Origin of the sequence: Actinosynnema sp. NPDC050801 (genome assembly GCF_040673975.1) — a bacterium.
Classification (GTDB): Bacteria; Actinomycetota; Actinomycetes; order Mycobacteriales; family Pseudonocardiaceae; genus Actinosynnema.
Genome location: NZ_JBFAQZ010000011.1, coordinates 14,299 through 35,783, shown reverse-complemented (window position 1 = coordinate 35,783; position 21,485 = coordinate 14,299). Strand labels below are relative to the sequence as shown.

Annotated in this window: 20 protein-coding genes; 9 read left to right on the top strand and 11 right to left on the bottom strand. The window is 71.6% G+C overall.

Going from position 1 to position 21,485, the window contains the following annotated elements:
* Positions 1–15 precede the first annotated feature (15 nt).
* Entirely contained in the window at positions 16–1,422 is a 1,407-nt protein-coding gene (locus AB0K14_RS23890; protein ID WP_360462493.1) for an RNB domain-containing ribonuclease, read from the top strand.
* 3 nt (positions 1,423–1,425) lie between these two features.
* On the opposite strand, the gene AB0K14_RS23885 is transcribed toward AB0K14_RS23890, so the two are convergent.
* A complete protein-coding gene (locus AB0K14_RS23885) occupies positions 1,426–2,541 on the bottom strand; it encodes an FAD-dependent monooxygenase (RefSeq protein WP_360462490.1) in 1,116 nt (371 codons plus the stop codon).
* Positions 2,542–2,659: 118 nt separating this feature from the next.
* On the opposite strand from AB0K14_RS23885, the gene AB0K14_RS23880 reads away from it, so the two are divergent.
* From AB0K14_RS23880 to AB0K14_RS23870, 3 genes are read left to right on the top strand one after another with little or no spacing between them, the layout of a single operon-like run.
* Positions 2,660–3,619, top strand: a complete 960-nt coding sequence (locus AB0K14_RS23880; RefSeq protein WP_360462487.1) for a TetR/AcrR family transcriptional regulator C-terminal domain-containing protein — start codon at positions 2,660–2,662, stop codon at positions 3,617–3,619.
* Positions 3,620–3,676: 57 nt separating this feature from the next.
* Positions 3,677–4,345, top strand: coding sequence for an NADPH-dependent F420 reductase (gene npdG / locus AB0K14_RS23875; RefSeq protein ID WP_360462484.1), 669 nt, complete (start codon positions 3,677–3,679; stop codon positions 4,343–4,345).
* A complete protein-coding gene (locus AB0K14_RS23870; protein ID WP_360462482.1) occupies positions 4,345–5,103 on the top strand; it encodes a helical backbone metal receptor in 759 nt (252 codons plus the stop codon). The genes npdG and AB0K14_RS23870 overlap by 1 nt, the downstream gene beginning before the upstream one ends.
* Positions 5,104–5,109: 6 nt before the next feature.
* Here AB0K14_RS23870 and pip read toward each other — a convergent pair whose 3' ends face one another.
* From pip to AB0K14_RS23855, 3 genes are all read right to left on the bottom strand, one after another.
* Positions 5,110–6,054, bottom strand: coding sequence for a prolyl aminopeptidase (gene pip / locus AB0K14_RS23865; RefSeq protein ID WP_360462479.1), 945 nt, complete (start codon positions 6,052–6,054; stop codon positions 5,110–5,112).
* Positions 6,055–6,228: 174 nt separating this feature from the next.
* Entirely contained in the window at positions 6,229–7,083 is an 855-nt protein-coding gene (gene panB / locus AB0K14_RS23860; protein WP_360462477.1) for a 3-methyl-2-oxobutanoate hydroxymethyltransferase, read from the bottom strand.
* 176 nt (positions 7,084–7,259) lie between these two features.
* The gene (locus AB0K14_RS23855) at positions 7,260–8,066 is read right to left on the bottom strand and encodes an alpha/beta hydrolase (protein ID WP_360462532.1); all 807 of its coding nucleotides are present in this window, start codon (positions 8,064–8,066) and stop codon (positions 7,260–7,262) included.
* Between the two features lie 30 nt (positions 8,067–8,096).
* On the opposite strand from AB0K14_RS23855, the gene lysX reads away from it, so the two are divergent.
* A complete protein-coding gene (gene lysX, locus AB0K14_RS23850) occupies positions 8,097–11,357 on the top strand; it encodes a bifunctional lysylphosphatidylglycerol synthetase/lysine--tRNA ligase LysX (RefSeq protein ID WP_360462474.1) in 3,261 nt (1,086 codons plus the stop codon).
* 17 nt (positions 11,358–11,374) lie between these two features.
* Here lysX and AB0K14_RS23845 read toward each other — a convergent pair whose 3' ends face one another.
* On the bottom strand, positions 11,375–13,072 hold the full coding sequence (locus AB0K14_RS23845) for a right-handed parallel beta-helix repeat-containing protein (RefSeq protein ID WP_360462471.1): 1,698 nt from the start codon (positions 13,070–13,072) through the stop codon (positions 11,375–11,377).
* Positions 13,073–13,129: 57 nt separating this feature from the next.
* Here AB0K14_RS23845 and AB0K14_RS23840 point away from each other — a divergent pair, with 57 nt between their 5' ends.
* Positions 13,130–13,942, top strand: a complete 813-nt coding sequence (locus AB0K14_RS23840; RefSeq protein WP_360462529.1) for a TetR/AcrR family transcriptional regulator — start codon at positions 13,130–13,132, stop codon at positions 13,940–13,942.
* Positions 13,943–13,976: 34 nt separating this feature from the next.
* On the opposite strand, the gene AB0K14_RS23835 is transcribed toward AB0K14_RS23840, so the two are convergent.
* The gene (locus AB0K14_RS23835) at positions 13,977–14,726 is read right to left on the bottom strand and encodes an SDR family oxidoreductase (RefSeq protein WP_360462469.1); all 750 of its coding nucleotides are present in this window, start codon (positions 14,724–14,726) and stop codon (positions 13,977–13,979) included.
* Positions 14,727–14,846: 120 nt separating this feature from the next.
* Here AB0K14_RS23835 and AB0K14_RS23830 point away from each other — a divergent pair, with 120 nt between their 5' ends.
* A complete protein-coding gene (locus AB0K14_RS23830; protein ID WP_360462466.1) occupies positions 14,847–15,692 on the top strand; it encodes a helix-turn-helix transcriptional regulator in 846 nt (281 codons plus the stop codon).
* On the opposite strand, the gene AB0K14_RS23825 is transcribed toward AB0K14_RS23830, so the two are convergent.
* Positions 15,631–15,807, bottom strand: a complete 177-nt coding sequence (locus tag AB0K14_RS23825) for a DUF397 domain-containing protein (protein WP_360462463.1) — start codon at positions 15,805–15,807, stop codon at positions 15,631–15,633. The genes AB0K14_RS23830 and AB0K14_RS23825 overlap by 62 nt on opposite strands.
* A 12-nt stretch (positions 15,808–15,819) precedes the next feature.
* A complete protein-coding gene (locus AB0K14_RS23820) occupies positions 15,820–16,635 on the bottom strand; it encodes a helix-turn-helix transcriptional regulator (protein ID WP_360462460.1) in 816 nt (271 codons plus the stop codon).
* Positions 16,636–16,740: 105 nt separating this feature from the next.
* On the opposite strand from AB0K14_RS23820, the gene AB0K14_RS23815 reads away from it, so the two are divergent.
* Positions 16,741–16,959 carry a hypothetical protein gene (locus AB0K14_RS23815; protein ID WP_360462458.1) on the top strand — a complete coding sequence of 73 codons (219 nt, stop codon included), beginning with the start codon at positions 16,741–16,743 and terminating at the stop codon, positions 16,957–16,959.
* 70 nt (positions 16,960–17,029) lie between these two features.
* A complete protein-coding gene (locus AB0K14_RS23810) occupies positions 17,030–17,311 on the top strand; it encodes a DUF4287 domain-containing protein (RefSeq protein ID WP_360462455.1) in 282 nt (93 codons plus the stop codon).
* A 21-nt stretch (positions 17,312–17,332) separates the two neighbouring features.
* Here the strand turns inward: AB0K14_RS23810 and AB0K14_RS23805 are convergent, their stop codons facing one another.
* The 3 genes from AB0K14_RS23805 to AB0K14_RS23795 all read right to left on the bottom strand — a co-directional run bounded on the left by AB0K14_RS23805 (position 17,333) and on the right by AB0K14_RS23795 (position 21,467).
* Positions 17,333–18,832 (bottom strand): class I SAM-dependent methyltransferase, encoded by a 1,500-nt coding sequence (locus AB0K14_RS23805; protein ID WP_360462452.1) that lies wholly within the window; start codon positions 18,830–18,832, stop codon positions 17,333–17,335.
* Positions 18,833–18,860: 28 nt separating this feature from the next.
* Entirely contained in the window at positions 18,861–19,793 is a 933-nt protein-coding gene (locus tag AB0K14_RS23800) for a hypothetical protein (RefSeq protein WP_360462449.1), read from the bottom strand.
* Positions 19,794–19,919: 126 nt separating this feature from the next.
* Positions 19,920–21,467 (bottom strand): alpha/beta hydrolase, encoded by a 1,548-nt coding sequence (locus AB0K14_RS23795; RefSeq protein WP_360462526.1) that lies wholly within the window; start codon positions 21,465–21,467, stop codon positions 19,920–19,922.
* Positions 21,468–21,485: the final 18 nt, after the last annotated feature.

Here is a 21,485-nt window from a genome sequence, read left to right as displayed (position 1 = left end):
CTTAGGGTGCACCCCATGGTGATCCGCACCGGCCGAGCGGACCTGGACTTCGGTGGCATCCGGACCGAGTTCGGCCTGCCCGAGGAGTTCCCGGCCGCCGCGCTGGCCGAGGCCCAGGCCGCGGTGTCGCGCGACGTCGGCCTGGCCGACCGGGAGGACGCGACCGCGCTGCCGTTCGTGACGATCGACCCGCCCGGCGCGAAGGACCTGGACCAGGCGCTGCTGGTGCAGCGGGTGGGGTCCGGGTTCCGCGTGCACTACGCGATCGCCGACCTCGGCGTGTTCGTGGAGCCGGGTGGCGCGCTGGACGCCGAGGTGCGCAAGCGCGGCCAGACGCTGTACCTGCCCGACGGCAACGTGCCGCTGCACCCGCCGGTGCTGTCGGAGGGCGCGGCGAGCCTGCTGCCGGGGCAGACGCGGCCGTCGGTGCTGTGGACGTTCGAGTGCGGCCCGGACGGCGAGCCGGTCGAGGTGCGCGTGCGCCGGGCGGTGGTGCGCTCGACCGCGCAGTTCGACTACGAGGGCGTGCAGGCGCAGTTCGACGCGGGCACGCCGCACCCGTCCATCGAGGCGCTGCCCGACTTCGGTCGGCTGCGGCGCGAGCGCGCGGCCGAGCGCGGTGCGGTGGAGTTGCAGCTGCCCGAGCAGGAGATCGTGCCCAACGGTGACGGCGACTGGAAGCTCGCGGTCCGGCCGCGGGTCGACGTGGACGCCTGGAACGCGGAGATCTCCCTGCTCACCGGCATGTCGGCGGCGAAGGTCATGCTCGCGGCGAAGGTCGGTGTGTTGCGCACCCTGCCCGACGCGGACGACGGCGCGGTGGACGCGTTGCGGCGGTCCGCGCACGCGCTCGGCGTGCCGTGGCCGGACGGCGTGACCCCGGCCCGGTTGCTCGCGGGCCTGGACCCGAGCCGGCCGGAGGCGCTGGCGTTGTTCGTGGACGCGACCCGCCTGCTGCGCGGCGCGGGCTACACCGCGTTCAACGGTGAGATCCCGTCCGTCTCCACCCACGCGGGCCTGGCCGCGCCCTACACCCACGTGACCGCGCCGCTGCGCCGCCTGGTGGACCGCTTCGCCACCGAGGTCTGCCTGGCCGTCACCGCGGGCCAGGAGGTGCCGGAGTGGCTGACCAAGGCCCTGCCGCTGCTGCCCGGCCTGATGGGCGGGTCGGACGCCCTGGCGAGCAAGGTCGACCGGGCGTGCCTGGACCAGGTCGAGGCGTGGGTGCTGGCGGACCGGGTCGGCCAGCGCTTCGAGGCGGTGGTGCTGCGGGCGGACTCGGGTGGCGCCGACGTCTTCGTCTCCCAACCACCGGTCATGGGCCGCTGCACGGGCGAGGACCTGCCGGAGGGCGAGCGGATCGCGGTGCGCCTCGTCGAGGCCGACCCCGAGCGCCGCAAGGTCGTCTTCGAACGGGCCTGAGCCCTACCCGTCGAGCGTGATGGCGTGCTTGGCGCGCTCCACCGACTCCCCGTCGGGCGGGCCGGTCGGGTTCTCGGTGGCCAGGGCCTGGTTGAGCGTGACGAACGGGCGCATCCGCCGCTCGTAGGCCGCGAACGCGGTGGCGTGGTCGACGTCGGCGCGGCCCAGCTCCTCCGCCAGCACGTAGGCGCCGACCAGCGCGAGGCTGGTGCCCTGCCCGGACAGGGCCGAGGCGCAGTAGCCCGCGTCACCGACCAGCGCCACGCGCCCGGTCGTCCAGCGGTCCATGTGGATCTGCGTCATCGAGTCGAAGTAGAAGTCGTCGGCGTCCGCCATGGCGGCCAGCAGGGTCGGGGTCTCCCAGCGCAGACCCGCCAACCTCTCGGCCACGATCCGCTTCTGCCGCGCGACGTCGCGGTGGTCGTAGGCCACCGGCTCGGACCGGAAGCCCAGCGTGACCCGCAGCTCGGTGTTGTCGCGCACCGGGTAGACCGCGCCGCCCGTGCCGGTGTCGGCGTCCTGGAACCACAGCTGCCAGCGGTCCAGGCCCAGGTAGTTGGCCATCGGGAAGATCGACAGGTACTGCCCGAGGTGCCGGCCGAACCGCTCCTCCGGCCCGAACGCGAGCCGCCGCACGGTCGAGTGGGCGCCGTCCGCGCCGATCACGAAGTCGACGGTGCGGGAGCCGCCGCGCTCCAGCTCCACCACCACGCCGTGCTCCTCCTGCCGCAGCGCGGTGACCGAGTCGTCGAAGACGTGCTCGACCCGGTCGCCGGTGGCCCCGTGCAGCATCGCGACCAGGTCCTCGCGCAGCAGTTCGACGTCCCCGTTGTCCAGCCGCCCGCTGCTGAGCGTGTGCTCCTCGGACCGGAACAGCTCGTTGCCGTCACCGTCCAACATGGACATGCCGCGCATCCGCGTGCGCGCGGCCCGCACCTGCTCGCCGAGGCCCATTCGGTCGACCACGTCGAGCGCGACGCCGCGGATGTCGACCGCCTGGCCGCCCTTGCGCCGACCGGGTGCGCGTTCCACCACGGTCACCGAGAAGCCGTTCCGCCACAGCCAGTAGGCCATGGCCGACCCGGCGATGCCCGCCCCCGAGATCAGTGCGTTCCGCATGGTGTTCCTCCTGGAAGACGCTGTACGTTTACGCTGAACACAGTGCCTTCTAGTAGGACTGACAGCCAAGACTGACCTAGTACAGTTCGGATCTGTACCAGCACAGACGGGAGCGGGTGTGCCGGCTGAACCGCGGTACCTGGGCATCGCCGCCGACCTCCGGCGCCGCATCGAGCATGGCGAGTGGGCGCCGGGCGCCAAGGTGCCCTCCACCCGCAGGGTCGCCGCCGAGTGGGGCGTCGCGATGGCCACCGCGGCCAAGGCGCTCGCCACCCTGGCCCGGGAAGGCCTCGTCCGCGCCGAACCGCGCTCCGGCACGGTGGTCGCCGGACCGACCCGGGCCACCCCGGCGAAACCCACCCCGGCGAAACCCACCCAGGAAAGACCCGGTCCGGCCCACGGCGCCAGACCGCCGGAGCTGACCCGCGAACGGGTGGTGCGTGCGGCGATCGCGATCGCCGACGCCGAAGGGCTCGGCGCGCTGTCCATGCGCGGCGTCGCGGCCCGGCTCGGGGTGGCGCCGATGTCGCCGTACCGGCACGTGGCGGGCAAGGACGAACTGGTCGTGCTGATGGCGGACGCCGCGTTCGGCGAGCGCGGCTACCCCGCACAGGCCCCGGACGGCTGGCGCGCCCGGTGGGAACTCGGCGCCCGCACCCTGTGGTCGCTGTACCGGCGACACCCGTGGCTGGCCCAGCTCAGCCCGATCACCCGCCCGCTGCCGCTGCCGAACCTGGCCGTGCACGCCGAGTGGGCGCTCGCCGCGCTGACCGACCACGGCCTGGGCGCCGCCGCTCTGTGCGACCTGCACGTCATGCTCTTCAGCTACGTCCACGGCGTCGCCGTCCACCTGGAACGCGAGCGGCAGGCGCAAGGCGCGTCCGGCATGTCCGAGGACGAGTGGATGGACACCCAGGCGCCGGCGATGGGGTCGATCATCGATTCCGGCCGCTACCCGACGTTCGCGTGGATGCTCACCACCCTGTCCGAGGAGGGCTACGACCTCGACCTGGACGACCTGTTCGAACTGGGGCTGCGCTCGCTGCTGGACGGCCTGGCGCTGCGGCTGGACCGGTGACGTGATCACGCTCGCCATCGCACGGCCGGCCCCGACCAGGTGTGATGTGATGGCCGGGTGACTGATATCCGTGAGCTCACCGTCGGGGTGCTGGGTGGTACCGGTGCGCAGGGCAAGGGTCTGGCGTTGCGGTGGGCCAAGGCGGGCCTGAAGGTCGTGATCGGGTCGCGCAACGCCGAGCGCGCCGAGGCCGCCGCCGAGGAGGTGCGCGCCCAGACCGGCGTCGGGCACGTCAGCGGCGCGGACAACGAGGGCTGCGCCCGGCAGGCGGACGTGGTGCTGATCGCGGTGCCGTGGGACGGGCACGCCGACACCGTGGCGTCGTTGCGCGAGCCGCTGCAGGGCAAGGTCGTGATCGACTGCGTGAACCCGCTCGGCTTCGACAAGCAGGGGCCGTTCGCGCTGCCCGTGCCCGAGGGCAGCGCCGCGCAGCAGGCCGCCGTGCTCCTGCCGGACTCCCGCGTCACGGCCGCGTTCCACCACGTCTCCGCGGTGAACCTGGCCGACCTGACCATCGAGCGGGTCGACAACGACGTGCTCGTCCTCGGCGACGACCGCGAGGCCACCGACCTGGTCCGGGCCCTGGCCGAGACGATCCCCGGCTTCCGCGGCGTCTTCGGCGGCCGGTTGCGCAACGCCCACCAGGTGGAGGCGTTCACCGCGAACCTCATCGCGATCAACCGCCGTTACAAGGCGCACGCCGGCCTGAAGATCACCGACATCTGATGCTTCCCGTCGACGACCTCGGTGAGCCGGTGGCGCTGCCCGGCCCGCCGACCCGCGTGGTGAGCCTGGTGCCGTCGCTCACCGAGGCCGTGGTCACCGGGGGCGTCGACCCGGCGGTGCTGATCGGCGCCACGGACTACTGCACGCACCCGCCGGACCTGGACGTGACCAGGGTCGGCGGCTCGAAGTACCCGGCCGTGGACCGGGTGCTGGCGCTGCGGCCGGACCTGGTGCTGGCCAACGCCGAGGAGAACCGCCCGCAGGACGTCGAACGGCTGCGGGCCGACGGCATCCCGGTGTGGGTCACGGCCGCGCCCGCCACCGTGCCCGCCGCCCTGGGCTCGCTGCGCCGCCTGCTGGGCACGGCGTGGGACGTGGAGCCGGACTGGCTGGTGGAGGCCGAGCAGCTGTGGCGCGAGGTGACGCCGCCGTGGACGCGGGCCGTGATCCCGGTGTGGCGCAAGCCGTGGGTGGTCCTGGGCCGCGACACGTTCGCCGGCGACGTGCTGCTGCGCCTGGGGGTGGTCAACGCCTTCGCCGACCACCCCGAGCGCTACCCGCGCCCCGGGCTGCCCGAGCTGCAGGACGCCGAACTCGTCGTGCTGCCGGACGAGCCGTACCTGTTCACCCCGGACGACGGCCCCCAGTTCTTCCCCGGCCTGCGCCCGGTGCACGTCTCGGGCAGGCACCTGACCTGGTACGGCCCGTCGCTGGTCGCGGCACGGCGAGCGCTGGAGACCGCGCTCGGGACGGCGTGAGCCCGATCAGTCGCCCTTGAACCGGTCGGTGGCCTCCAGCAACGCCCGCAGGATGCCCGGCTCGTCGAACGCGTGCCCGCCGTCGGGCACCACCACCAGCTCCGACCCCGGCCACGCGCGGTGCAGGTCCCAGGCCGTGGTGGCCGGTGTGGCCAGGTCGTAGCGGCCCTGCACGATCACGCCGGGGATGCCCGCGAGCTTGCCCGCGTCACGCAGCAGCTGCCCCTCCTCCAGCCACCCGGCGTGGCGGAAGTAGTGGTTCTCGATCCGCGCGAACGCCAGCGCGAACCGCGGTTCCGCGAACGCCTCCACCAGCTCGGGCCGCGGGAGCAACGTGACCGTCGACCCCTCCCACACGCTCCACGCCACCGCGGCCGGTTCGCGCACGGCGGGGTCGGGGTCGTTCAGCAGCCGCGCGTAGGTCTCGATCACGTCGGCGCCCTCCGGCACGTGCGCCACCACCCGTTCCCACACCTCGGGGAACAGGAAACCGGCGCCACCGCCGTAGTACCAGTCGAGTTCCTTGCGCCGCAACGTGAAGATGCCGCGCAGCACCAGCTCGGTGACCCGGTCGGGGTGGGTCTGGGCGTACGCCAGCGCCAACGTCGAACCCCACGACCCGCCGAACACCTGCCACCGGTCCACGCCCAGGTGCTCCCGGACCTTCTCCAGATCGGACACGAGGTGCCACGTGGTGTTGGTCGACAGGTCCGCACCGTCCTCGGCCGCGTGCGGCGTCGACCGACCGCACCCGCGCTGGTCCAGCAGCACGATCCGGTACGCCGCCGGGTCGAACAACCTGCGGTGCACGGGCGCGCACCCGCCGCCGGGCCCGCCGTGCAGGAACACCACGGGCTTGCCGTAGGGGTTGCCGCACACCTCCCAGTAGACGCGGTTGCCGTCGCCGACGTCGAGCAGGCCTTGGTCGTGAGGCTCGATCTCGGGGTACATGAGCACCACTCTGCCGGAGACCCGGGAGGCGTCCAGCCGGGAGCCGTTCAGCTCGGAGGCGGCTGGGTCAGCAACACGCCCTGCCTTCTGGGTGCCCGTCCGCACATCGGCGGTCGGGAGCCCCCGGTGGCCGCCGCGCCGGCCGGAGCCCGCGCGACGACCACGTGCACGGGGTCAGTGGAAGGTGTGCTCCGGGCCGGGGAACTGGTGGCCCTTCACCTCGGCGGCGAACTGCTCCGCGGCCGACTTCATCACGCCCGCCACGTCGGCGTACCGCTTCACGAAACGGGGCGCCTTGCCGCGCCGCAGGCCCATCATGTCCTGCCACACGAGCACCTGCGCGTCGGTGTCCGGTCCCGCGCCGATGCCGACGGTCGGGATGCGCAGGTCGTGCGTGATCTGCTTGGCGACCTCGGCCGTCACCATCTCCAGCACCACGGCGAACGCGCCCGCGGCCTCGACGGCGTGCGCGTCGTCCACCACGGAGTCGAACGCGTCGCTGCGGCCCTGCACCCGGTAGCCACCGAGTTGGTGCTCACTCTGCGGGGTGAACCCGATGTGCGCCATGACCGGGATGCCCGCCCGCACGATGGCCTCGATGTGCGGTGCGAAGTGCTTCCCGCCTTCGAGCTTCACCGCGTGCGCGCGGCCTTCCTTCATGAACCGCACGGCGGTCGCCACGGCCTGCTCGACGGAGACCTGGTAGGACCCGAACGGCAGGTCGGCCACGACCAGCGCCCGCTTCACCGACCGGGTCACGCCCCGGACCAGCGGGATCAGCTCGTCCACGGTCACCGGCAGCGACGTGTCGTAGCCGTAGACGTTGTTGGACGCGGAGTCGCCGACCAGCAGCACCGGGATGCCCGCCTCGTCGAAGAGCTCCGCGGTGTACATGTCGTAGGCGGTGAGCATGGGCCACGGCTCGCCGCGTTCCTTCATCTCCCGCAGGTGGTGGATGCGCACCTTCTTGCCGGTGGGTGCGTTGCCCGCACCGTTGCCGTAAGGCGCGGTTACCTCTGTCGAGGTCATCGTCGACCGTCCTCCCTCGAAGCCCGCGTCATCGCGGGTCCCCGGGCGCTTGTTGCACGGTTACCCGCCCAGCGTGACACCGACGCGGGGGGATTGGCGCGGAGTGCGAGTAGCTTCACACGGCCCGGCCACGGAGCCGGTCGCGAACTGCACCGATCCGGAAGCGCACCGCCTGCTCAAACGCCGCGCAGGGCCCTGAGCACGGCCAACGCCACCGCGTCCGGCCGGTCGACGGGCACCATGTGGCGGCTGCCCGGCACCGGCACGGTCCGCCCGACCGGGCTCAACGCGGCCAGCGCCACGTGCGCGGGTAACTCCCGCCGACCCGCCGTGAGCACGGTGAACGGCACCGGTGGCAACGGCCGGAACGCCCGCAACCGCTCCACGGCGGCCACCTGGCCGGGGTAGGACGCCAGCTCGTCCAGCACCGCACGTGCCACCGACGGCCGCCCGTACACCGAGCGCAGCACCGCAGCCGACGCCGGATCACGCCGCCCGAGCGTCGCCCCGCGCATGGCCCACCGCCGCAACCGCAACCCCTGAGCGGCCACGACCGGGTCCAGCCCCACCTGCAGCACCCACCGCGCCACCGCCGCCGACAGGTCGAACGGCCGCCCCGCGCCCGGCGTCTCCGGATCGGGGTCCACCAGCACCAGCCCCCGCACCCGCCCCGGCCGCAGCCGCGCCCACGCCTCCACGTGCAGCGCCGCCATCGAGTGCCCCACCAGCACCGCCGACGGCACCCCCACCAGCACCGCGTCCAGCACGGCCACCTCACGGGCCAGCGTCGCGGGCGCCAACGCGGGCTCCGACCACCCCGTGCCCGGCCGGTCGAACGCCAGCACGTGCGCGTCCGGCAGCAGCGCCACCACCGCGTCCCAGTCGAACCACGCGCCGCCCAGCGCCGAGCCCAGCACCACCACCGGCCCGCCAACACGCCCGGACGCGCGAACGTGCACCCGACCGGCGAGTGAGGCGACCATGGTGGACAACCGAGTTCCTTGGAGCGTGTCGTGGCGGTGGCCAGGTGGAAGACGCGGACGGCGGGTGTTGTCGCCACGGTCGTGCAGTTGGCGGCCGTGGCATCGATCGTGCTGTTCCTGGTCGACGAGGAGGCCGACCTCGCCCAGAGCATTCTGCGGGTGTCGTACCTGATCGGCCTACCCGTGGAGGCGAACCTCTTCATCGTCCTGGTGCTGGTCGTGCTCGGCGCGGCCCTGCGCCGGCGCAAGAAGGCGGCCCTGTGGACGTTGCTGCTGTTCGAGGTGCTCAACGGGGTCTCGGTGCTGCTCCTCATCGTCCGCTACTGGATCGACCCGACGCAGTTCCTCGGCGACGACGAGTCACCCGATCGGCTACAGGTCACCCTCGACCTCGGCAGTTTCGTCGTCTTCACCGTCGCGGTGATCGTGCTGCTGCTGGCGATCAAGGACGCGTTCCCGGCCAAGCTGTCGCCCGGCGCGTGGCGGCAGGCGCTGGTCGTGTTCCTCGGCGGGGTCGTGGCGCTGTGCCTGGTCGGCTGGGGCCTGACCGAGCTGTTCCCGGGCCACCTGCACGGCACCTGGCACAAGCTGGGGTGGGCGGCCAACCAGATCACCGGCGAGGTGCTGCCGCAACGCCGGGGTGGCGAGGGCCCGCCCTGGCTGAGCGTGCTGCTCGGCTTCGGCGGGATGCTCGTCGCGATCGCCGCGCTGTACGTGTTCTTCCGCGGCGTGCGGACCAGCCGGTCGCTCGCCGACACCGAGGAGCTGGACGTGCGGCGGCTGCTGGCGGCGCACGGCGAACCCGACTCGCTGGGCTACTTCGCCACCCGCCGCGACAAGAGCGTGGTGTTCGCCCCGAACGGCCGGGCCGCGCTCACCTACCGGGTGCTCGCCGGCACCACGCTGGCCAGCGGCGACCCGGTCGGTGACGAGGAGGCCTGGCCGCTGGCCGTGCGGGCGTGGCTGACCGAGGCCGGGCGGTACGGCTGGCTGCCCGGCGTGCTGGGCGCGAGCGAACGGGGTGCCCGGGTCTACGCGGCGGCGGGGCTCAAGGCGTTGGAGATCGGTGACGAGGCCGTGCTGGACGTGCGCGAGTTCACCCTGACCGGTCCGGAGCGCCGGGCCGTGCGGCAGGCCGTGAACCGGGTCGAACGCGCCGGTTACACCTCCCGCGTCCGCCGGCACGCCGAGATACCGGCCGACGAGCTGGCGTCGATCCTCGACCTGGCCCAGCGCTGGCGCGGCGCGGAGACCGAACGCGGTTTCTCCATGGCGCTGGGCAGGCTGGGCGACCCGACCGACGGCCGGTGCGTGATGGTCGAGGCCTACGACGCGGCCGGTGAGCTGCGCGGACTGCTGTCGTTCGTGCCGTGGGGCAGGCGCGGGCTGTCGCTCGACCTGATGCGCCGCGACCGCGCCGCGGAGAACGGCCTCAACGAGTACATGGTGGCCGAGCTGGTCGCGGCCGGCGCCCGGCTGGGCGTGCAGCGGGTCTCGTTGAACTTCGCCATGTTCCGCGCGGTGTTCGAGGAGGGCGAGAAGATCGGCGCGGGGCCGGTGCTGCGGGCGTGGCGGCGGGTGCTGAGCCTCGGGTCCCGGTTCTTCCAGCTCGAATCGCTGTACCGGTCCAACGCCAAGTACGGCCCGGACTGGCTGCCCCGCTACCTGTGCTTCACCCGCACCCGCCACCTGCCCAGGGTGAGCATCGCGGCGGGCGTGGCCGAGGGGTTCGTGCCGAACCTGAGGGCGTTGTTCCGACGCGGTTCGTCCCGCGCGCTGCGCTACGAGAACTCCGACGCGGGCTTCGCGTCGGCGGTGGCGGAGATCGACGCGATCAAGGTCGAGACCCGGCAGGTCCGCCGGCCGGAGCAGGTGCGCGTCCGCATCGCCAAGCTCGACCGCCTGCGCGACCGCGGCATCGACCCGTACCCGGTGAACTACCCGCGTGAGCAGTCGGTGGCCCGGGCGCGGGAGCTGTTCGGCGACGTCGTGTCGGTGACCGGCCGGGTGGTGGTGCTGCGCGAGCTCGGCGGCCTGTGCTTCGCCCGCATCCGCGACTCGACCGGTGAGATCCAGCTCATGCTCGACGCCGGACGGGTGAACCTCGACCCGTGGAAGGCGGGGGTGGACCTCGGCGACCACGTCGGCGTGCGCGGCGAGGTGGTCTACTCACGGCGGGGCGAGCTGTCCGTGCTGGCCGACGAGTGGACCGTGACCGCGAAGTGCCTGCACCCGCTGCCGGACCGGCGCAAGGGCCTGTCCGATCCGGAGGCCCGCGTCCGCAGGCGGTACCTGGACCTGGTGGTGAACCCCGACTCGGCGCGGATGCTGCGGCTGCGCGGCGACGTCGTGCGCGGCATCCGCGACTTCCTGCACGACCGCGACTACCTCGAAGTCGAGACGCCGATGCTCCAGGCCGTGCACGGCGGCGCCAACGCCCGGCCGTTCGTCACCCACATCAACGCCTACGACATGCGCATGTACCTGCGCATCGCGCCCGAGCTGTACCTGAAGCGGCTGTGCGTGGCGGGCGTGGACCGGGTGTTCGAGCTGAACCGGAACTTCCGCAACGAGGGCGCGGACGCCTCGCACAACCCCGAGTTCACCATGCTGGAGGCCTACCAGTCCTACGCCGACTACACCACGATGCTGCACCTCATGCGGGAACTCGTGCAGCACGCCGCCGTCGCCGCGCACGGCCGCCCGGTCGCCGTGCGCGACGGCGTGGAGGTGGACATCTCGGGGGAGTGGCCGATCGTCCCCGTGCACGAGGCGGTCTCCCGGGCGCTCGGTGCGACCGTCACGCCCGACACCCCGTTGCCCGAGCTGCGCTCACTGCTGGCCGGTCACGGCATCGAGCCGGGCGACGACGCCGACCACGGCGCGCTGGTGCAGGAGGCGTACGACGAGCTGGTGGAGCCCAACACCGCCGGACCCACCTTCTACACCGACTTCCCGACCTCGGTGTCACCCCTGACCCGGCCGCACCGCGCCGACCCCCGCCTGGCCGAGCGCTGGGACCTGGTGGCGTTCGGGGCGGAGATCGGCACGGCCTACTCGGAGCTGACCGACCCGTTGGAGCAGCGCCGCAGGCTGGAGGCGCAGTCGTTGCGGGCCGCCAGCGGTGACGTCGAGGCGATGGAGCTGGACGAGGACTTCCTCACCGCCCTGGAGCACGGGATGCCGCCCACCGGCGGGCTCGGGATGGGCGTGGACCGGGTGCTGATGATGCTCACCGGCACGTCGATCCGGCAGACCGTGCTGTTCCCGCTCGTCCGGCCCGCCCCGTGATCAGGCCTCCCCCTTGATCAGGCGCGGGGCGTGCGCAGGCCCGCGCGGGCCCGGATGTCGGCGGTGGCGGCGTCGAACCCGGCCCGGTCGGTGATCGTCGTGTTGTCCTCGTAGGTGACGCCGTCCGGCACGGCGTCGCCGCCGACCGGGTCGGCGTCCCAGAAGTTGCCCCGGTAGACGACGTGCTCCAACGGCGGTTGGACGTCCAGCACGGCCGTGTTGTCCGCCCGGGCCACCACGTTCTCCGACACCGTCACCCAGCTCGCCCCGTAGTCGGTGTACAGGCCGAAGTTGTACGGGGTGCGGACGTCCTCGATGACGTTCCCGCTGATCACCGCGCCGCGCTCGGCGTCGCCCTGCGGGCCGGACAGGTAGATCCCGCCGCCGTCGGCCAGCACGGTCATGGCGCCGGTCACCAGGTTGTGCGTGACGCGGGAGCCCCGGCCGGGACCGACGACGATGCCGTTGTGCGGTACGTCTTGGACGTGGTTGTGCGTGATCGTGCCGTCCTCGGTGCCCTGGACGGTGATGCCGGGCGAGCCGGAGTGGTCGAGGCCGACGTGCCGGACGAGGTTGTCCTCGACCAGCACGTCCCGGCCGCCGGTGACCGAGACGGCGGAAGCGGCGAGGGTGTCGAAGTCGCAGCCGCGCACCACCAGGTCCGCGCCGCCGGTCACGCCGAGGCCGGTGGCGCCCAGGCGGGTGAAGCGACAGCCCTCGAACCGCACCCCGGTGGTCCCGTCGAGCCGCACGGAAGCCGGGACCTGCTCCTGGCCCTCCGGGGCGGTCAGCCACGCCCCCTCGCCCATGTCGATCTTCACGATCGGGCCGCCGTCGTAGTGGCCGTTGCCGTGGTAGTGCGGGAAACCGTGGTCGCCGCCGGGCCGCAGCCAGGTGGTGTCGGCGAACGTGAGGCCCCGGAACGTCACGTCCCGCGTGCCGGTGGCGTGCACCAGCACTTCCAGCGCGGGCGCGACCACCTGCGGGTCCTCGTCGGCTCGCGGGAGGTAGTGCAGGACGTGCCGGCCGGGCCGCGACCGGTCCAGGGCGAACGTGCCGGGTTCGGTGAGGAACGCCGGGTCGTTCTCGATCCGGGTCGGCGCCGGCGGACCGGCCGTCACCTGGCCGTACCACTCGGCGTTGTACAGCTCCAGGGCCAGGTCGAACCCGGGCCGCGCCATGGTGATCACGGTCTCGTCGCCGTCGCGGGTGACCGACGCGACGGCCAGGCGTGCCTCCGTCCACGGGTAGACGCCCCGGTGCACGAACTCGACGCCCGCCGGGTTGCGCCAGTCCAGCGGGTGGTCGGTGACGTAACCGGTCGGCGTGCGGCGCACGGTCCCGGGCAGCCCGTCGAGACCCGCCCGCTCGGCCCGCCGGCCGTTCACCGCGAGGTGTCGGGTGACCAGGTCGCCGACCTCGGCCACCCACACGCCGTCCGGCCCCTGTTGCCCGACGACCTCCCGCCCGCCGCTGATCACGACGTCCTCCGGCGCGTCGGTGCCGAAGCCGAACGCCTGGTAGACGACGTGGGAGTCCTCCTCGGTCAGCTCGAACGGCTCGGTCAGCACGTGCGTGCCCGCTCGGAGGTGCACAGTGGCGCCACCTCCCGCCTCGCGGGCGGCCCGTCGAGCGCGCGCCAACGTGCGGAACGGGTCATCGGCCGTGCCCGCCGCGGAGTCGTCCCCGGCGGGGGAGACGTGGAAATCGGTCATGGAGAGCCCCCAAGCTGTTTATGGCATAAACTTCAACAGGTATACCATGGAGGCGTGATGGGGAATGCGGGCGATCCGGACCGCTCGGTCGAGCTGCTGTGGGACGGGCGAGGAGGGCTGAGCCTCGACGCGATCGTGGGCGCGGCGGTCGAGGTGGCCGACGCGGAGGGCCTGGCCGGGCTGTCCATGCGCAAGGTCGCCGATCGGCTCGGCTTCACCACCATGTCGCTGTACCGCCACGTGCCCGGTCGCGACCACCTGGTCGACCTGATGCGCGACGCCGTGCACGGCGACCCGCCCCCGGCGGAGGGGAGCGGCTGGCGGTCGAAGCTGGAGGCGTTCGCGCGTCGGAGCTGGGAGCTGCGCGAACTGCACCCCTGGCTGGCCGAGGTCCCCGGTCGGTACGTGCCGGGGCCCAACGCGCTGGCCCACTACGAGCACGCGTTGAGCATCCTCGCGGATACCGGCCTCACCCCGGCCGAGGTGGTCGCGGCGGTCGGCTTGGTCGGCCGTTTCGTGGACGCCGAGGCGTCCGCCCTGGTCGAGGCCGCGCGGGCGGAGCGCGGCACCGGGGTGAGCGATGAGGAGTGGTGGGGCGCGCGGGATTCGTTGTTCGCCCGCTTCGACCGCTACCCGACCCTGACCCGGCTGTGGGAGACCGGTGGCTTCGACCAGCCGGACCCGTTCGGGTTCGGCTTGGCCCGGGTCCTCGACGGCATCGAGCTGCTGATCCAGCGGCGTGATGAAAAGCGTGATGAAACCTGTCGGGTCTGCGGCCAGCCGGTGGCGCAACCCGCGTCCGGACGACCCCGCGCGTACTGCTCGCGGGCGTGCCAGCAACGCGCCTACCGCGACCGCCGGTCGACGTGAGCCGCCCACCGGGCGGTGGGCGGCTCGGCCGGGCTCAGACCTGGACGGTCGGCAGCACCACGAGCTGCCGCAGGTTCACCTGCTTGGGCCGGCTGGTGGCGAACCCGACCACGTCACCGATGTCGGCCGGGTTCAGCGGCGGCACCAGCTCCCGCCACGCCGACAGGTGCGCGTCCACGTCCGGGTTGTCCATGTGGTCGGCCAACTCGCTGCTGACCAGGCCGGGCTCGACGTTGGTCACCCGCACGCCCAGTGGGCCGAGCTCGGTGCGCAGGTTCGCCGACAGGTGCGTGACGGCGGCCTTGGTGGCGGTGTAGACGCCGTAGTTGGGGAAGGTCAGGTGCGCGCCGACGGACGAGATGTTCACCAGGTCCGCGGTGCCGCCCGCACCGGCCTCGACCAGGTCGGCGGTGAACGCCTTGGTCACGTTCAGCAGGCCCTTGAGGTTCGTGTCGATCATCCGGTGCCACTCGTCGTCACGGCCCTCGGTGACGGGGTTGGCCAGCATCACGCCCGCGTTGTTCACCACCAGGTCGACCCGGCCGAACGCGGTGTGGATGGCCGCCACGGCCTCGGTGAGGTCGCCGGTCACGTCGGCCGACACCGCGAGCGCGCGCCCACCCTCGGCGGCGATCTTGTCGGCCAGCTCGGTGAGCCGGTCCGCCCGACGGGCCAGCAGCGCGACCTTCGCCCCGGACCGGGCGAGGACGAGCGCGATCTCGGCGCCGATGCCACTCGCGGCACCGGTGACGACGGCAGTGCGGTTGTTCAGGTCGTAGGTCATGCCCAGAACACTGGACCCGGTCACGGCCGGTACCAGAGGCCCTGGTCAGCCTGGGGCGCGTGGTTCCCTAGGTCTGCCAGTACCCAGGTTGGGCGCCGCCGCGGCGGCCATACTGGGTGGGTGAACCACGACCTCGGCGAATTCCTCCGCAGCCGCCGGGCTCGCGTCCGCCCGGACGACGTCGGCCTGCCCGGTGGTGGCCGCCGCCGCGTGCCCGGCCTGCGCCGCGAGGAACTGGCGCTGCTGGCCGGCGTGAGCGTCGACTACTACATGCGCCTGGAACAGGGCCGCACGCCCGCCGTCTCCGACTCGGTGCTGGACGCCGTCGCCCGTGTGCTGCAACTCGACGAGACCGAACGCGCCCACCTGCGCAACCTCGTCCGACCGGTGGCGTCCAAGCGCCCCGCGCCGCAACGCGTGCGACCGGGTCTGCGGCGGCTGCTGGACATGGTCGAGGACGTGCCCGCGTTCGTGATGGGCAGGCGCGCGGACATCCTCGCCTGGAACCCGCTCGCCGACGCCCTCTACGGCTTCGGTGACCTGCCGGCGGAGGACCGCAACTCCGCCAGGCACACCTTCCTGCGGCCCGAGTCCCGCACCTTCTACCGCGACTGGCCCACCGTCGCCGCCGACATGGTGGCGTTCCTCAGGCTCGACGCGGGCCGCTACCCGGACGACGCCAGGCTCGCCGCGCTGGTGGGGGAGCTGTCGGTGAAGGACGAGACGTTCCGCAAGCTGTGGGCGCAGCACAAGGTCCTGGAGAAGACCCACGGCACGAAGCTCATGCACCACCCGGTGGTCGGCGACCTGGACCTCGACTACGAGACCCTGCAACCGACCGGCGACCCGGACGTGGTGCTCGCCGTCTACACCGCTCGCGTGGGCTCACCGACCGAGGAACGTCTCAAGCTCCTGGCGAGCTGGGCCGCAGTGCCTTCAGGAACGCCCTCAGAGCAGCAGGCGTGAACTCCAGCACCGGTCCGTCGACGTTCTTCGAGTCCCGCACGGCGTCCAGCCCCGCCCGCACCTCGACGCACTCTCCGCCACTATTGCCGCTGTAGCTGCTCTTGCGCCAAGTCATGGCCCAACGCTATCAAGCAAAATCCGCCACCGAGACGGCCAACAGCTCCTCGAAAACCGTCTCGTAGTGGGAGATCCGGCTCTCCTCGTCCACCAACAGCCCGTCGGTCAACGTCTCGACGTACACGGTCTTGGGGCGGTCGCCGGACGGTGTGAGGATCGAGAACGGGAAGTAGAGGGCGCTGGTCAGCCCGACGCGGTCCGGGATGATCCGCAGGGTCACGTGCGGCAGTTCCGACAGCCGTTTCAGGTGGGCGATCTGCTCGGCCCTGGTTCTCTTCGATCCGACCGGGGCCCGCAACACCGCCTCCCGCACCACCATCGCGAACTCGGGCGGATTGGGTCCGGTCAGCCGCGCCTGCCTGGCCATCCTCGCTTGCACCAGGCGCGTGATCTCGTCGGGCCGCAGCGCGCTGTTCGTCTCGATCACCGCCCGTGCGTAGTCCTCGGTCTGCGCCAATCCGTGCAGGAGGTCCGGGCGGTAGGACTCGATCTTGCGTGCCGTCTCCTCGGTGTTGAAGAACTTCCGCAACCGGTCCGGGATCGCCGAACCCCACGGTGTCTTCGGCCGTCGCCGCCGAGCCTCCTCTCCCAGGTGCAACAGGTCCGCCCGCTCCTCACCCTCGACGCCGAACAGGTCGAGCAGAGCGGCCAGTTCCAGCGGCGGGACGGACGTGTCGCCGCGCAGGATCGTGCCGACCTTCGACACCGAACAGCCCAGCGTCCGCATGATGTCCGCGCGGTCCTTGCCGCTGCGCCGCATGAGCTCCTTGAGGCGTTCGGCGAGTCGTGCGCGGTAGTCGGTCGGGCTCTGACCGCTGGTGGTCATGGGTCTCCTCGCTTGATCACCGCCAGTCTGCCGGAGCGCGCATAACCATCTCGTCACCCAGACAGGCGACTATTCAACCTGAGCGCTCACCTTTAGCGTTTCGGTATGACCAGTGAAGAGCGCGAGATGGTGGCGGAGGAGGCTCCGCGCTTGTTCGCGGTGGTGGAGCGCGGCCCGGAGTTGCAGGTGGCCGCGTGGGGTCTGGCCTTCGAGGACAGCGCCCAAGTCGTCTCCGAGGACGGCTCGCTCCGCATGAGCCTCCGAGGTCCCGAGAGCTGCCTGCACCTGTTCAAGGGCTCGGAACTGCTCTGGATCCAGCCGTAGGACAAAAAATCTTGTCAAGACAGGAAAACTTGTCCTAGACTGGCGGCACACCGACGAACAGGAGCCAGTCATGTCCTTCCAGGCCTACCTCGACACCATCGAGCGGAAGACCGGCAAGACCCCCGCCGAGTTGCTGGCGGAGGCCGGTGAGCGGGGGTACGGCGCGACGACCAAGGCGGGTGTCGTGCTGGAGTGGTTGAAGGACGACTACGACCTGGGTCGCGGTCACGGGATGGCGCTCTACCACGTGCTCAAGAACGGCACCGCGATCAGCGACAAGCACGTCGGCAGCACCGGGACCCACCGGGACGCCTCGGCGACCCTGCGGGTCGACGGCATCGCCAACCGTTGATCCGGCTCTGGCCAGTGGTCTCTAGGCGGGGCGGCGCACCACGTGCACCTGGTGCTCGGTCTCGATGTCGTAGAGGTTGCGGATCTCCAGCCCGTGCTCCCGGTGCGTCGCCGAGTTGACCAGCAACGGGGTGAGGCCGGAGTAGATGCCGTACCCGCCGGGCGCCAGCAGGTTCGCGTACATCCGGGCGAAGCGCCGCGGGCTCTCGGTGTCGTCGCCGATCTGGTTGTTGAGCAGGCCGCCCGAGTTGATGACGAAGTCGGCGGCCTTGAGGCCCACGTCGTCCAGCATGGCCGCGGCGTCGTAGCCGTACTGGAACATGTCCTGCACGAGGGCCGTCGTCTTGGCGAACGGGTGGCTCTTGGCGAGCGCGGCGAAGCGCTCCTTCGCGACGACGATGTCGTCCTCGCTGTAGTCGACCACCACGTACCTCACCCGCAGGTCGCCCTGGGGACGTGCCTCGCCCAGCTCCCTGATGATCCGTTCGGCCAGGTCGCCGTTGCCGCCCGCGATGTCCAGGACGGTGATCGCGTCGCGCTCCGGCGGCACCACGCTGAGCAGGTACTGGGCGATCTTGGGGTGGACCTCGGCGTAGTAGGTCCGGCGGTTGCCGCCCTTGTCGATGCGCCAGTCGGCGGCCTTGCCCTGCCAGTGCGCGTCACCCGCGAGGTTCAACGCCATGCGGCTGGTGTCGTACTCGACCTGGTCGCCCGCGTACAGGCGGCGCTGGCTGACGAGGTTGCCGACGAAGTTGCCGCCGACCTGCGCGCGCGAGGTCCCGTCACCGAGCACGACGCGCCCACCGGTCACCGTCTTCTGCGTCAGCTTCGGGTCGAGCACACCCTCCACCCGCACGACCGGGATCCCGCCGAGGTCGAACTTGGAACCGCTGGTGTCCACGCGCAGGATCTTGTGGTTCACGCCCAGCGTGGCCGACCAGTCGTCGTCCGACACCGGTGTGAAGGTGCTCTGCGCCAGGTTCTGCCGCAACGAGTCCAGCGCCGCGGGCAGTTGGCCCTCCGGGAGCTTCGGCGGCGCGCTGCGGCCCTCGGTCACGCGGAACTTGAACAGCTCGGACACCTTCTTGTCGGTGCCGGCGAAGAGGGCGTCGGTGATGGACGGCAGGCCGACCAGCAGCTTGGTGCGCTGCGCGGTGACGGTCTCCATGGCCCGCTTGCGCAGCTCCATCAGGTGCGGCTCGCCGGGCAACCCCGCGCCGGTCGGCTGCGGGTGCTCGACCAGCAGCTCGGTGTACTCGCACGTGTAGGAGTAGGCGATCCAGGCCAGCGCGACGTCCGGGTTGTCGTTCGTGCTCAGCGCCTGCGCCTCGACGCCGTCGAAGAGCCTGCTGACGCGGGCGCGCTGCCCGATGTGGGAGGCGTGCAGCAGTTCCATGGTCGCGCGGTGCTCGGTGAGCAGCTGGACGTGCACGCCGCGGCGGAGCACGGCGGAAATGCGGTCGAAGACGTCGGCGAGGTTGCCGACCCGCATGTCGTCGAGTTCGTACGGGGGCTCGGTCATGGTGTGGTCCTCCCGGTTGTCGACGCGGTCAGGCCAGGTCGTCGAACCACGCGTCGATCACCCCGTACAGGTTCCCGGAAATCCACGCGATCATTTCCGCGTCGTTCGACTCGTTCAGGTGCGGGATGCTCACCGAGGTGACGTTCGCCCATCCCGTGACGGCATTCCAGCCCTGCACGGATTGCATCGGGTAGCACTGGAGCGGAACGACCAGTGCCGCACCGGGGGCCGGGACGATACCGTTGGCCAGCACTTGGGGGCTCACCGTCCCCACTGGCGGGAAGAGCGTCAGCCCGTCGCTGGAGCCGTGCCCGATCGTGATGACGATCAAATGTCCGGGGGTCGGCTGGGGAACGGGAACGGTGATGGTCCGCTGCGCGGTCGAGAATTGGTAGGGCCGCGCACCGGGCGGCAGGTTCGACTCGTTCGGCAAGCGGATCAGCGAATCGTCGGGCGGCACGTGGAACGTGATCCGGTCATCGACGAACTCCGCCAGCACCTCCTGCACCTGGCGCATGGCGTCGGGGTGGATCCACTCCTGGTCGAGGGCCTGGTGCGCGACGTGGACCGGGACGCCATCGTAGATCAGCCCGGCGAGTTGCTCGGTACTGGCGCGATTGGTCCGCAACGCCTGGTCGGCCTGCACGTACTTCCTCCGCATGGGCGGGAGGTATTTCTGCGCGAGTTTGCCGCCGGCCCAGATGACGATCGCGTGGGTGCCGCCGACGATCCGGGCGCGATCCTCGCTGTAGGCGAATTCGGCGTCGTTCAGGTCGGTGAACCGCTGGAGGACGGTCGGATCCTTGAGGCTGTGCGCCGCAGCTTCGCCGATGAGCGTGACGAGCAACCGGTTCATCGGGGATCGCCGGTGGTTGTTGATGTCGATTTCTTTGTCCTGGAGCTTCAGGCGTAATCGTTCCAGCGACTCTTCGGTGGCTGTGGTGATGCCGTCGACGGCCATGCGAACCCCCTTGGAAGTATGACGGCGAGCCTAGCCCTCGGCGGCGCGGTGGCACGCGGGATCACACGGTCGGCCTATGCGGAGACCGCAGGGAGGCGGAAAAAAACGTGGAAAAGTGTGGACCGCTCAGGAACAGCGCTTTCCGTCGGCCGGCAGCTTCACGTCGATCAGGTACTCGTGCCCGGCTTCGTCCACGCAATCGTTGCCCTGGAGGTAAACGGTGTGCTGGTTGCCCTCGAACGTGAGCAGCCCGCCACCCAGTTCCTTCGCCAGGCTCGCCCCGGCCTCGTACGGCGTGGCCGGGTCGCCGGTCGTCGAGATCACCAGCACCGGCGGCAGCCCGGACACCGGCTTCTGCTCCTGCACGCTCGGCGGCACGGGCCAGAACGCGCACGCGTCCAGCGTGCCCGCCGCCGGCTGACCGTCGTCCATGAACGGCGCCGCCGCCTTGTACCGGCGCGCCACGTCGTCCAGCACGTTCCGGTCCGTCACCCGCGGCTCGTCCACGCACTTCACCGCCACGAACGCGTCGGTGATGGTCGAGTACCGACCCTCCTTGTCGCGGTCGTAGTAGTTGTCCGCCAACAGCATCAGCACGTCACCGCGGTTGTTCTTCAGCTCGGTCAACCCGGTGTTGAGCGGCGCCCACAACTCCTCCGAGTACATCGCCTGGATGGCCCCGGTCATCGCGTCGTTGTACGACAGCTTCCGCTCGCCCACCGCCACCGGTCGCTGCACCAGCGGCAACGTCAGCTCGCGGAACGCCTGGTTCGCCTTCGCCGGGTCCGAGCCCAACGCGCAGTCCTGCCGCTTCGCGCACCACGCGGCGAACGCGTCGAACGCCTTCTGGAACCCGGCTCCCTGCGCGATCAGCGACTCCACCTGGTTCTGCGTCGGGTCCACCGCGCCGTCCAGCACGAGCGCCCGCACGTTGCCCGGGAACGCCTGCGCGTACAGCGCGCCGATGTGCGTGCCGTAGGAGTAGCCCAGGTAGGTCAGCTTCTCGTCGCCCAGCGCGGACCGCATGACGTCCAGGTCGCGCACCACGTCGCGGGTGCCGACGTTGGCCAGCACGTCCACCCCGGTCACCGAGGCGCACTTCTCGGCGTACGCCTTGTTCTCCGCCTCGGTCTGCGCCACCCCCGCCGGCGAGGTGTCCACGTCGACGTCCAACCGGTCGGCGTCCCGTTCGGCGTCGGTCAGGCACTTGACCTGCGGCTCGCTCGCACCGACACCGCGCGGGTCGAACCCGATCAGGTCGAACCGCTCGCCCACCGCCGACGACTTGACCTGCGCGCCCATGCCGGCCGCCGCCGCCATGCCGGACGCGCCCGGACCGCCCGGGTTGATGATCAACGAGCCGATGCGGTCGCCGGTCGCGCGTTGCCGCAGCAGCCCGATCCGGATCGTGCGCCCCTCGGGCTTGGCGTAGTCGAGGGGCACCTCCATCCGGGCGCACTCGATCGACTTCTTGTTCTTGAACAGCGACGTCGTCGTACCGGTCGTGGCGTACGGCGCGCAGTCCTCCCAGCCGAGCTCCTGGCCGTAGAAGCGCTCCAGGCCGGTGGGCACGGCCCCCGCGGGCCCTCTCTGCTCCAGCGCCGTGCCCGCGGTCGGTGACCCGGGCAGCACGCTCGTGCACGAGGCGAGGAGCGGGAGGGCGAGGAACAGCATCATCATCCGACGGCGCAC